7 protein-coding genes are annotated in these 12,434 nt (G+C 41.5%); 2 read left to right on the top strand and 5 right to left on the bottom strand.

What is annotated here, in order from left to right:
• Positions 1–603: 603 nt before the first annotated feature.
• Positions 604–810: a hypothetical protein gene (locus tag KME09_10995; protein MBW4534450.1), complete on the top strand. Its 207-nt coding sequence runs from the start codon at positions 604–606 to the stop codon at positions 808–810.
• A gap of 108 nt (positions 811–918) precedes the next feature.
• On the top strand, positions 919–2,133 hold the full coding sequence (locus KME09_10990) for an amidohydrolase (protein MBW4534449.1): 1,215 nt from the start codon (positions 919–921) through the stop codon (positions 2,131–2,133).
• A gap of 509 nt (positions 2,134–2,642) precedes the next feature.
• Here the strand turns inward: KME09_10990 and KME09_10985 are convergent.
• The 5 genes from KME09_10985 to KME09_10965 form a co-directional block, all read right to left on the bottom strand.
• Positions 2,643–5,372, bottom strand: coding sequence for a GAF domain-containing protein (locus KME09_10985; GenBank protein ID MBW4534448.1), 2,730 nt, complete (start codon positions 5,370–5,372; stop codon positions 2,643–2,645).
• Between the two features lie 208 nt (positions 5,373–5,580).
• Positions 5,581–5,955, bottom strand: coding sequence for a hypothetical protein (locus tag KME09_10980; GenBank protein MBW4534447.1), 375 nt, complete (start codon positions 5,953–5,955; stop codon positions 5,581–5,583).
• Positions 5,956–6,149: 194 nt separating this feature from the next.
• Positions 6,150–7,691: an HlyD family secretion protein gene (locus KME09_10975; protein ID MBW4534446.1), complete on the bottom strand. Its 1,542-nt coding sequence runs from the start codon at positions 7,689–7,691 to the stop codon at positions 6,150–6,152.
• Between the two features lie 212 nt (positions 7,692–7,903).
• Positions 7,904–10,861, bottom strand: coding sequence for a peptidase domain-containing ABC transporter (locus KME09_10970; GenBank protein ID MBW4534445.1), 2,958 nt, complete (start codon positions 10,859–10,861; stop codon positions 7,904–7,906).
• A gap of 117 nt (positions 10,862–10,978) precedes the next feature.
• Positions 10,979–12,424 (bottom strand): DUF3574 domain-containing protein, encoded by a 1,446-nt coding sequence (locus KME09_10965; GenBank protein MBW4534444.1) that lies wholly within the window; start codon positions 12,422–12,424, stop codon positions 10,979–10,981.
• Positions 12,425–12,434: the final 10 nt, after the last annotated feature.

Here is a 12,434-nt window from a genome sequence, read left to right as displayed (position 1 = left end):
CCCCCAAAACTATTTTTATCGCTATTTTTATTTCTATTTTGTTTAACGATGCACTATCACCGCTATACTTATTGATTGGTTCAATAATCCAGGCAAAATCTCTTGAAAAACTTTGGCTTGATTTTTCAGCTTAAAACAGGCGATCGCTCCAGCTATTTTTAACAATTTAAGGTGCGATCAGAAAAAATACCTAATTAAAAGCTTAAGTAAATATAAATAAGTAATAATACGGTTGATTTTAGCCTGAATAAAGAGCTTAATATAAATTATAAGGTACAGTAAAATTTGAGTTTTAGCTAATAAAATTTAAATGAAATATCTACCTTTTGATTGTTGACAGAACTGAAATATTAATTGAATTATGAATTAAGCTATCGCAATCCTGGCTACCTGGCACATTTATGTCAACCATAGCATTTTCGTAAAAATTGGATTTTAAAAGTACAATCCATCAATGCTTTTAAGCAATCGCATAATAACAAAATAGCCTTTGTGCATGAAAAACAAAATCTATACATAGTAAAGATTTAAGGTACTTGTGTCAGGCAGTCAGCGTTTGATCGATAACAACTTTAACAATTTATCCCCTTCAAGGAGTCCCCCATGAAAATTCAAAATATAATCGGTATCGACGGCTATACATTAATCGTTTATCGCTCGTCCGATCAACTATATCGTTTCAGCATTATTGACTCTTCAGGAATTGCTTTTAACTTTGATAACATTTTTTTGACCGCAGAAGAAGCAAATATCAAGGGACGCAACGCCATAGAAATTGCTTTTGATTTTGATAAGCATCCTCAATACTAGATTTTAATTTTTTTAAGCCAGCATTTTTTCTATAATTAGTATTATTTAGTCAATAAGAACTCAGATAAAAACTAAAAAACTAGTTTTTAATCGGCAACTTTAGAAGATATGGTTTTTACGGTTAAATCAGCCAAATCAATTGATTTTAGTCAAATTCGTCCTGAAATAAGCAAGTTACAGTCTAGCCTAGTCGAGTGGCGACGCAAGTTACATCAGAAGCCAGAAATAGCTTTTGAGGAACAGATGACCTCCGAGTTTATTCAGCAAAAGCTTCAGGAATGGAATATTCCATACCAAGGGGGAATTGCCAAAACAGGTGTTGTTGCCGTGATTGAAAGCGATCGCCCAGGCAAGGTCTTAGCTATTCGTGCGGATATGGATGCTTTGCCAATTCAAGAAGCCAACGAGGTATCTTACAAGTCGCAACATAAAGGTAAGATGCACGCTTGCGGTCATGATGGACATACAGCGATCGCTTTAGGGACAGCCTATTATCTTCAACAATACCGCGATCGCTGGCAGGGAACGGTAAAAATCATCTTCCAGCCTGCTGAAGAAGGGCCAGGCGGGGCGAAACCGATGATTGAGGCGGGAGTATTACGCAACCCAGACGTTGATGCGATTATTGGCCTACATCTTTGGAATAACTTACCTTTGGGAACAGTAGGAGTTCGTCCTGGGGCATTAATGGCTGCGGTAGAATGTTTTCGGGCTTCTATTTTGGGAAAAGGTGGTCATGGAGCGATGCCAGATCAAACCGTAGACTCGATTGTCGTTGCCAGTCAAATTGTGAATGCACTGCAAACGATCGTGTCCCGTAACGTTAAACCTTTGGATGCTGCGGTGGTAACGGTAGGAGAATTTCAGGCGGGAACAGCTTTAAATGTGATTGCGGATACGGCGAAGCTCAGTGGTACAATTCGCTATTTTAATCCTGAACTAGAAAGCTTAATCAGAGAGAGACTAAAAGCCATTATTGCTGGCGTATGTCAGATGCATGGCGCAGAATATGAACTCGCTCACTGGCAATTGTATCCCCCAACAGTTAATGACCAAGCGATCGCTGAACTAGTTCGTTCTGTAGCCATGGAAGTAGTCGAAACTCCTGTAGGAGTAGTGCCAGAGTGCCAAACTATGGGGGGAGAAGATATGTCCTTCTTTTTGAATGAAGTACCAGGATGCTATTTCTTTTTAGGTTCGGCTAATCCCGAGAAAAAATTAGCTTATCCCCATCATCACCCCCGCTTCGATTTCGATGAAACTGTTTTGGGGATGGGAGTAGAAATGTTTGTTCGCTGTGTAGAGAAGTTTTTGAATAGTTAGAGCAAAGCCATTAAAATTCCAGAAACTAACAATCGCGATCGCCATAATTGGCAACAATAAAAACAAAACAAATGATTCAATCCAACTAAACCCAACATTTCCCCAACTCTCGTGGGCCTTTCTGCTTCTGAGACTTTTAACTCTTTCTATTCTAGTTTAACAAAAGCTATTAGCTAAACGGGTTTAAATCCCCTCTTCTATCTCGAAAAGATGAAGAGTTTAAATTAATTAATAGTCTAGATCTACTAATTAATAAGCTAAAAGCGGTGCATCGCGGTGACGCGCCTCCAGGCGCTAATCCTTTAGGACTTGTTGGTTTCCAAAGGCGGCTTTTGAGTAAGAGTACTCTGACTCAAAACGCGCCGTACAAAGAGCGAATGCGCCAAGAAGCTAATAGCTAAGAGCTAATAGCTAACCGCTTCGCGGTTTAATTCTCGGAAAGTGACAGAATAGGGGTCTTTGGGGATGTTGCCAAGGAGTAAAAATTATGAATCATGAACTTTTTTGGGTTATGGCTGCTCCCCCCCAACTAAGTCAGAAATCGCTTGAATCAACTTATTGGGTTCGATAGGCTTGCTTAGATGCTTTTGAAAACCAGCCTGGAGAGCCTGCTGCCGATTAAACTCTCCAGCATAAGCAGTTAGGGCGATCGCACTTACCTGCCTGACTTGCTCTATTGTCCGAACCTGTTGGAGTAGCATATAACCATCCATCTCTGGCATCCCAATATCACTAATAATCAAATCGGGAATGGACTGCTTAATCATTGTAAGTGCCTCAATTCCAGATGCAACGCTGGTGACGCTCGCGCCTGAAAGTTCTAGAACCAAGGCAGTAAAATCTCTTGAGTCTGGCTCATCATCCACCACTAAGATACGAATGCCATTCAAATCATTGGTTGAAGTATCAGATGATTCTGTAGATGGCAGTTGACTTAAAGTCTGCGCCAGCGGAAGTTTCACGGTAAAGGTTGCCCCTTGCCCTTCGCCCGAACTGTCTACGCCAATCTGTCCGCCGTGCATCTCCACAATTTGACGCGCGATCGCCAGTCCCAAACCCAACCCACCAAATTTGCGAGTGGTGGCTCCATCTTCTTGCCGAAAATGCTCAAACACGTAAGGCAGAAAGTCAGGATTGATGCCTTTGCCAGTATCCATAACTTGAATCTGGGCATGAGTTCCTATTTGGGTTAAGGCAACCCTAATTTGTCCACCTTGATTCGTGAACTTGACGGCATTGGATAACAAATTCCCCACGATTTGCTGTAAGCGTCCAGCATCACCCATCACTGTGCCAACATCTGAGGGTAACACGGTCTCAATTTGTAATGACTTGGCTTCAGCGGCTAAACAAACGGTTTCTAAAGCAGAGGAAATCACCTTCTTCAAGTCAACAGGGGTCTGATTTAAGCTCAATTTGCCGCGCAGAATTCGAGAAATGTCGAGTAGATCGTCAATCAGTTGTGTCTGTAGTTGAGCGTTGCGCTCAATCGTTGCAAGTGCAGCCTGCGTTTGGGTAGGGTCTAATTTTCCTTGTTGCAGCAGCTTTGACCAGCCCAGAATAGGATTGAGGGGCGATCGCAACTCGTGGGACAACACTGCTAAAAACTCATCTTTGATGCGGTTGGCAGATTGGGCTGCTTCTCGTGCGGTTTCTGCGGTCGATCGGGCTTGCTGTTGTGCTTCATATAACCTCGTGTTTTCAATGGCGATCGATGCCAAAGAAGCGAGCTGCACTATAATCGATTCATCCGTTTCTGTAAACTCGCCCTCGTATTTGTCCGAAAGCCGAATCAAGCCGATGTTCTGCCCATCTCGTTTAAATAGGGGCGCTGCTAACAAACCTCTCATTGGTGGGTGTTTATCTGCTTCAGTGCTAAATTCCTGCCAACAAGAATGGGCTTTTAGTTCGGCTTGGGTCATTCGGAGCGGGCGATTTAGATGACAGACGTAGGCATTGATGCTCGCTCGGCTCGATTGTTCACCATTTCGCCATTGCTCGTATTTATCTGATAAATAAACTGAGTTGATTGCTACGCAATCCCTGCGGGAGATTTCTCTGACCGAGTTATGGTCGGTTGTCATGCTGGTAATGGACTGGTGAGCGCCAACGATCTCAGCAGCTTGGTAAGTAATCGCCTGTAAAAGTTCTTCAACCCGACGAGCAGAATTGATTGCCACGGCAGCAGTGGCTAATCCTTGCAATTGTTTGAGGTAGTGGCGTTTGCGCCTTAGTAAAGTTTCTCGTTCTAGTTCGGTAGCAATACGCGAAGCAAAGATCGTCAGCAAAGACTCTGTCAACTGCACATTCTCCAAAGGATCGCCATCCATAATTCCTAACAATCCAAGTACAGTACCGCTAGAGTCGAAAAAGGGAATAGCAACATAGCTTTCAACACAGAGTGGCTTTAATAGGGGTGCAGTGGGAAATCGAGTTTGCACGTTACGCGGATAACAGCAAATTTTGCGCTGTTCGATCGCTTGCCAACACGGTGTATCTTGCAATAAATATTCTAGATTTTCGACAATTTGACCGTGGGCGCAGGTGGCGATCGTTCTCATCATTTTGGGATCTTCACCTTCGACTAAACCAATGTAAACATAATCGACATCTAAAACTTTGGCGAAGTGCCGTACTAATGCATCGAGAAATTCTCCGCCCGTAACGGTTGCCACACCTTGAGTAATTTCTATTAGTGCTGCGTCTACTTGGGCAATTTTTGTGGCCGCCAATCTCAGTTCCAGTTCATCCACTACCATTGCTGCTAGATCGACCAAAGTTGCTTGCTGCTCTGCGCTTAAAGGGTCGTGAGGTTTACTATCGAGCAGACAAAGCGTTCCGAGATTAAAACCATCATGACTTAAAAGAGGCGCACCAGCATAAAACCGTATCCCTGGATCGGTTTTTACAAAAGGATTACAGGCAAAGCGCTCGTCGAGTCGGGCATCGGGAACGATGAGCGGTTCATCGGTTAACACGGCAAAGCTGCATAGCGTAGCATTACGAGAAACTTCACTCGCTGCAAAACCAATACAGGATTTAAACCAAGCTCTTGATTCATCTACCAAAGAAATAAGCGCGATCGGCATATTGAATATTTGAGATGCCAGTCTAGTAATGCGATCGAACGCAGCTTCGGGGGACGTGTCGAGAATTTTGTAACGATACAGCGCTGCCAATCGCTCGGTTTCATTCGCAGGAATGGGTGTAGCAGGCTTTTGAGGTAGTGACTCTGTCATTGAAACTAGTTAAGACAATATATTAAATTTATTAAAAATCAGCAAAAGCAATTATCTATCCTAAGATAGATTTATTTTTTTCTTTTATCTTAATTAATTTGACAGTGTTTATTCTTTCTTTGATTTGACTCAAAGATCGAAAGTTATTGATCTTAGAAGCGATCGCATTGAATACCCACAACAAATCAATTAACAGTTTTTGTAAATACTATTGATTACGTTCGATTAAAGTATCAACCTTGTTTTCGATCGCCATTAATCTTCTAAGCATAGTGGGCTGGGCTTCATCTATGTTGGCTAGCATTCTATTTTGACGGCGAGGGGTGCGGAGGTTTCCTCCGCATACCCAATCGCCGTGTTGACCCTGTTCGATATTAGCAAGAGCAGCCATTAAATCTTCTAGACGCGCCATGCGTTGTTCATGCTCAATTTTTTCCTCTTCTCGCTTGAGTCGATCTGTAGCCTGTTGTTCCATCATGGCTTGAACCGCACGGGAATTAGACTCAATAATTGCCTCAATTCGGTCTAAGCGATGCCTTCGGCTAGCTTCGCAAACGCTATTGTTTCCGTTACTACTTGTCATTGGTATACTATGAATAAGTTTTTATTTGGGGAAGCTTCTAGATGTCCAGTCGGGAAGTTTCCTTTTTAATTGTATTATCTTACTCTGTACTGAGCGATCGCCCTACGAAACATTAGTTCTGATTTTGAATAAAGTCTTATAAGAAATAGTAGTGCTGCATTGTTGTGCCAAAGAATTGTATCTAATCAGTTAAGTTACTTGGCGTTTTGAAGGCTGTCTAATTTCTTGGTGACAAAGCCAGAAAAGACGGAAATAATACGACGCTTACGTTCTTTTATATTGACGTTGATTGCCATACCAGATTCTAAAGGCATAGATTTACCATTAGCCATAATGGTTTGTGTGGCTAGCTTGATTTTGGCAGGATAGCGGGGGAAGGGATGCTGTTCGTCTGGTTCGAGGGCATCTGCCCCTACCCAGATTAATTTACCTGAAATATCGCCAAATTCAGTGAAGTCAAAGGAATCAATGCGTACATCTACATCCATACCTGACTTTACGAAACCTATATCTTTGCTGGGGATATAAACTTGAGCGATTAAAGAATCATTAGGGACAATTTCTAGCAGGGGTTTGCTGGGTTGGACGACAAAACCGTCATGGGCTTTTAGTTCAAAGATAGTTCCCGCGACGGGGGATTTAAGTTGATGATACTTAAGATTTTGTTCATCAGAAGTAATTTGGCTATTTAATTCAGCAATTTGTTTGTCGTTTGCCATAATCTGTTTGCCAAGCTGACTATCAATTTCAGCAATACGCTGTTGATTAGCCGCAATTTTATTTTGTAAGTCTAAGTTAAACGCAGCAATTATATTAGTTAGATTTGCTTGTGCTTGAGCGATCGCACTTTGCAATCTTCCCTGTTCTTGTTTGAGGGACTCAATTTCTCCTAGCTTAGTTGTAATTTCCTGCTGTTGAACTTGCATTGCTATTTGACTATCCCCAGTTTCATGCTGTTGCCGAAGATATTGCAAATTAGAGACAACGCCTTGGGCTACTAAAGGAGACATATTAGAAGCGATCGCTTGTTCTGTAGTCAGGTTATTTTTAGCTATTGCTAGTTGATTTTGGGCAGTAATCAGTGATTTTAGGGCGTTTGACCGTTTATTTACAGTTTGTTGAAGTTGCCATTCTAGTTGTTTGATTTCTTGTTCTGCTGCTTGAATACGCGAGTTGCGATCGCTTTGGGCTGCTTGCCATCTAGCTTGTTGTTCGAGATTTAAATTGGCAGATAAATCATCAGTGGCTAAGGCTTGATATAGCTGAGTTTCAGCCATGATTACATGTTTGTTTTTGAGTAACAGAGCTATTTCTGGAGCAAAATCAAGATTGGCAAAGTTAACTGGCAGATTGTCCTTTATTTGCTGCCGATAAAAGTTATTTTCTTTAACTAAAGACTGTTTTACTTGCTTAGTAGATTTAATTTGAGCTTTTAAAGCCGTGCGATCGAATTCTAAGAGCAAATCGCCTTGGTTAACTTTTTCGCCATCTTCGACATAAACTTGGGAAACTACGCCATTAACAGATGCTTGAATCTCTTTGACTGCCCCTTTTGGTTCGAGTTTCCCCGCAGCAGGAATTACTTTTTCGATTTTTGCCACACTAGCCCAAGCAATACCACAAGTAGTCAGGCTGATTAATGTCCAAACAATTGCCCGTGACCAAGTAGCAGGTTGTTTGAAAAAGACTTGAGGATTGATGAATTGTTCGTTAATGGTTAGTTCTTGGTTATTCATAATTGATTACTAATTACTAATTACTGATTACTGATTAACTGGTGGGCATTATCAAGAGCGATCGCTTTTGATTTTGATTATTTTTGATGCACTAAAGCATTTGCGAAGCTTATCCTTTAGGACTAGCTTCGCGTCGCCCACCCTACAATGTTCTATTGATTACTGGTTACTGTTGCATTACCCATTACCCATTACCCATTACCCATTACTTCTTATTGATAAAGACAGGAATAACGTCCTTGTAATGCCATTAATTCCGCATGAGTTCCTTGTTCTTCAATTACGCCGTTTGCCATCATCAAAATTAAATCGGCATCGCGAATCGTGCTGAGGCGGTGGGTAATAAAAAAGACAGTACGTCCAGCAAATTTTTGAGCCAGGTTGCGACACAATTGTTGTTCGGTTTCGTAATCTAAGGCACTGGTAGCTTCATCGAGGATCAGCAGACGAGGGTTTTGTAAGACAGCACGAGCGATCGCAATTCTTTGTCTTTGTCCTCCTGATAATGCTGCACCTCTTTCACCAACGGGGGTGTTGTAGCCTTCGGAGAGATTCATGATAAAGTCATGAGCAGCAGCGATTTTAGCAGCTTCAATGATTGCTTCGACATCGGCATCAGGGCTATTTAAGGCAATATTTTCGTGGATTGTGCCGTTAAAGAGTAGGGGGTTTTGAGGTACAACCCCTAACTGACGACGTAGGGAATAAAGTTCGACTTTGGCGATATCGTAACCGTCAATGAAGATTCTGCCTGACTGGGGTTGATAGAAGCGGGGTAATAGTTTCATCATGGTGCTTTTCCCCGAACCACTTTGTCCCACAATACCGACAAACGAACCTGCTGCAATTTCTACATTGACTTGTTTTAGCTGTAATCGATCGTTGCCTGTAAAGCTGAAGGAAATGTCTTCGTAGGTTACCGCACCAGTAATCGGCGGCATGGGCAAATTGTGCTGTTGTTCTGGGGGTGATTCTTCGGTGTGGTCAAGAATATCACCGAGACGTTCGATGGATAAGGCTGTTTCTAAAAATTGTTGCCACAGTTGCGAAAGGCGGAGAAGGGGATTAGTGACATAACCAGCAATGATGCGGAAAGCGATTAATTCTCCCAAAGTTAGTTTGCTTTCTAATACTAAATATGCGCCTACCCACAGAACTAAGAGAGTTGAAAGTTTATTGAGGAAAGTATTTAATGAACCTGCTACTGCCGAGATTTTAATGGCTTTAAAACCAGCAGAAATAAAGTGACCATAGTGTTCTTGCCATGCCATGCGCGATCGCAATTCGATATTTTGGGATTTAACTGTTTCCATCCCATTGATTACTTCGACTAAATAAGACTGGGTATCAGCATGACGAATCGCCTTTTGACGTAGTAGATGACGCAGGATAGGGGAAAAAAAGACAGTGAGAATAATTAGCAAAGGAACAACGGATAAAGCGGCAAAAGTCAGCATAGGACTGTAAAACAGCATCACCGCTATGTAAATTACGGAAAAAACCACATCTAGTAAGACTGTTAATGCCGTACCTGTGAGAAAAGAACGAATATTCTCCAATTCTTGAACCCGCGTGGCTAATTCTCCTGTGGTGCGCTTACCAAAATAGCTCATCGGTAAACGTACTAAGCGATCTATTACCTGGGAAGCCAAACCCATATCGATCCGATTAGTCGTATCAGAAAAAAGATAGGTGCGAAGACCTCCGAGTAAGGCTTCAAATAAGGTTAAAATGACCATTAAGGTGCCAAAAACTTGCAGAGTGTCGATGCTATTCCCCCCAATTACCTGATCGATAATTACCTGCGTCATTAAGGGATTAACCAAGCCAAATAGCTGGACGAAGAAAGAAGCCAGCAGTACTTCTAGCAGTACCCGACGGTAACGAATAATTGCGGGAAAAAACCAAGTCAGACCAAACTTTTGTTTTGGGGTATCCGCTTTCGGCTGGAGTAATAATACTGCTCCCGACTGTCCCCAAAGATCGGCAAAGGTATCGAGGCGACGACGTTTGATCCCTAAAGAGGGAATACCGAGAACTACTTCTTTGACTGAAGTGTCGTAAACTACGGCAAAGCTATTTTCATAGGCGATTAAAGCAGGAGTAGGAATACTGGCAAGCTTGGCTACGGGGATAGTGACCTGCTGTACTTGTAAACCCAATAAATCCGCCACTGCTGCACAAAAATTCAGATTAATCGCACCCGTTTTTTGCTGATTAACTACTATTCGCTGGATTACTTCCTGACGATACTTTACCTCAAAGCGATCGCAGAGCATTTGAAAACAAGCCAATGTTTCTTTGACCACACCTTTTCCCGCAACCAAGGGATACTGGCAATCTTTGCTGTCTTTGATCGGTGGTAAGAAATTAGGAGGGGTTATTTGCTTTGAAGCAAGCTGAAACTGGATTGAAGATAGATTGCTTGGACTTTGATTTGAGCCAGAAAAAGTAGCTTGAGGTATACCGAGTAGACGAATAGAGTTGGTTAAGAGAGTCGAGTTGATTTGACTAGGATAAAAATTACTATAGGCTGCAATTTCTTGGGGTAATTGACCACCGCTAATGTACCATTGCAAATTAGGATCTAAATCGGTTGGTTTATTGGGGGGAAAATAACGCACTACTGCTTCAGGTAATGTCGTCATGGCTAATTGTTTTAAGTCGGTGGCACTATCTGCCTGACGATTAAATTCTGCCCCTAAAACATCAAATACTTCGATTAAACTAGTGTTTTGTTGATAATAAGTAGCAAAGCGATCGTGCTTTTCTAATAAAGATTGAAATAATTCAGAAGGAAGCGCAAAACAATCAACATCAGTAGAAGCGATCGCTGATTCACTATATACTTGTCTGACTATACTAATAGCCCCAACTAGCGATTTTGATTCTAATTTAGCTAAAGTTATTTCTCTTTTACTGCGAGGATCGTAACCTAATAAACGCACCTGTCCGCGACAGACAATAATTACATGAGAGGGAATTCTATCTTTAAGTAAAATAGCTTCTCCCAGACGATAACGGAGCGGTTTTAGTTTTTCGACTAGCTGTTTTAAAACCTGTGGGGGTAAAGTATTAAAAGGCTGAACATCAGTAATAAAATTAGTAATTGAAAAGATGGTAGCAGTCACTTGAAAGCGCCTCCAACTCGATAAATCTCTGGTATGCATTCAAGTTAAAATTTAATCGAGAATATATAGGGAAAATTAGTAATGGGTAATGAGTAATGGGTAATGGGTAACAACAGCATTACTTTTGCTTAACAATTTAATTTCTCAAAAAACCTGTTACTTAAAAACACAATCAATTAATGAAGATGAAGAATCGCCAGCGTCAAAAGCGGTCATACCTAGGGTGAATTGGTCTAAAGAAAGAGCTGAAGCCTCCCCTGGCATACTCTCAAAGCTCGTCACTGGAAACAAAATTTGTTCGGTAGTTATAAACTCGGTGATGGTGTCGCTGTATAAGTCTTGTCCTTGTGCGCCAATTAACGTATCGTCGCCGACTTCCCCTAGCAAGATGTCATAACCTGCACCACCTGGTAGTAAGTCATCTATAAGTTTTTTGGAGTCTTCAAAACCGCAAAAAGTAGGCTCTCCATCATCCATAAAAATATTGTCAGAGTCAAAGGCAACCTGAATTTCTTCATCAACTATTTGTAAAATAGACTCTTGCTGAAATTGTTGTTTATACGCGACAATGATTTGCTCAATTGCTGCTTCGTTTTCTGCTGTATCCTCAAAGATTAGGGAAACAACTTTACTCGGCTCTTTAATTAATGTCCCCGTACTATCGAGAAACTGTCCATCTGCTTCATATACCGTTAACCCATCGGGAAAGCGTGGCGTAATTTCTGCATCAATAAAGGCTTGAAACTCAGCTTCGGAAACTTCTCCACCACCAGTAATATTGCGCCCAAAGTATAAATCTGACTGGATCGACTCTGGAATAGGGTCATTATCAATTAAATCTGCCGATTCATCAAAGCCAATGTTGACCTCTTCATTAACCACTTCCAAGACAGATTCTTGCTGAAACTGTTGCTTATATGCAGCAATGAGCCGATCGATACTTTGCTCATTTTCTGGTGTGTCTTCAAAAATTAGCGAAACTACTTGACTAGGTTGAGTTAAATTTCCCGTACTATCTAAAAACTGTCCGTCAGCGTCGTATACCGTCAACCCATCAGGAAAGCGTGGCGTAATTTCTGCATCGATAAAAGCTTGAAACTCAGCTTCGGAAACTTCCCCACCACCAGCAATATTACGCCCAAAGTATAAATCTTCTTGGATCAACTCTGGAATAGGGTCATTATCAATTAAATCTGTTGATTCATCAAAGCCAATCAGCTGATCTTCATTGACCACTTCTAAAACAGATTCTTGCTTAAATTGCTGCTGGTAAGACTCTGTAATGCGATCGATTTTGCCTTGGTTTTCCAGCGTATTTTCAAAAATTAGCGAAATAACTTGACTGGGTTCTTGAATCAAGTTTCCATTGCTATCTAAAAACTGCCCATTAGTTTCATAAACTGTTAGTCCATCAGGAAATTGAGGCGTAATTTCTGTATCAATAAAGGCTTGAAACTCGGCTTCGGAAACTTCCCCACCACCAGCAATATTACGTCCAAAGTATAGATCCTCTTGAATTAACTTGGGTTGATCTGAGCTAAACTCGATTATGTCCTTCAGCAGGTTGTTGTCATCGCCAAGAGTTTCCGTAATGATTGCCATCGTAATTACT

This window comes from Pleurocapsa minor HA4230-MV1, assembly GCA_019359095.1.
Taxonomy (GTDB): domain Bacteria; phylum Cyanobacteriota; class Cyanobacteriia; order Cyanobacteriales; family Xenococcaceae; genus Waterburya; species Waterburya minor.
This window is presented reverse-complemented; position numbering and strand designations above follow the sequence as displayed.

Coding starts and splice junctions, on each gene's coding strand:
- KME09_10975 (MBW4534446.1), bottom strand. CDS start 7,691: ATGAATAACCAAGAACTAACCATTAACGAACAATTCATCAATCCTCAA.
- KME09_10990 (MBW4534449.1), top strand. CDS start 919: ATGGTTTTTACGGTTAAATCAGCCAAATCAATTGATTTTAGTCAAATT.
- KME09_10970 (MBW4534445.1), bottom strand. CDS start 10,861: ATGCATACCAGAGATTTATCGAGTTGGAGGCGCTTTCAAGTGACTGCT.
- KME09_10995 (MBW4534450.1), top strand. CDS start 604: ATGAAAATTCAAAATATAATCGGTATCGACGGCTATACATTAATCGTT.
- KME09_10980 (MBW4534447.1), bottom strand. CDS start 5,955: ATGACAAGTAGTAACGGAAACAATAGCGTTTGCGAAGCTAGCCGAAGG.
- KME09_10985 (MBW4534448.1), bottom strand. CDS start 5,372: ATGACAGAGTCACTACCTCAAAAGCCTGCTACACCCATTCCTGCGAAT.
- KME09_10965 (MBW4534444.1), bottom strand. CDS start 12,424: ATGGCAATCATTACGGAAACTCTTGGCGATGACAACAACCTGCTGAAG.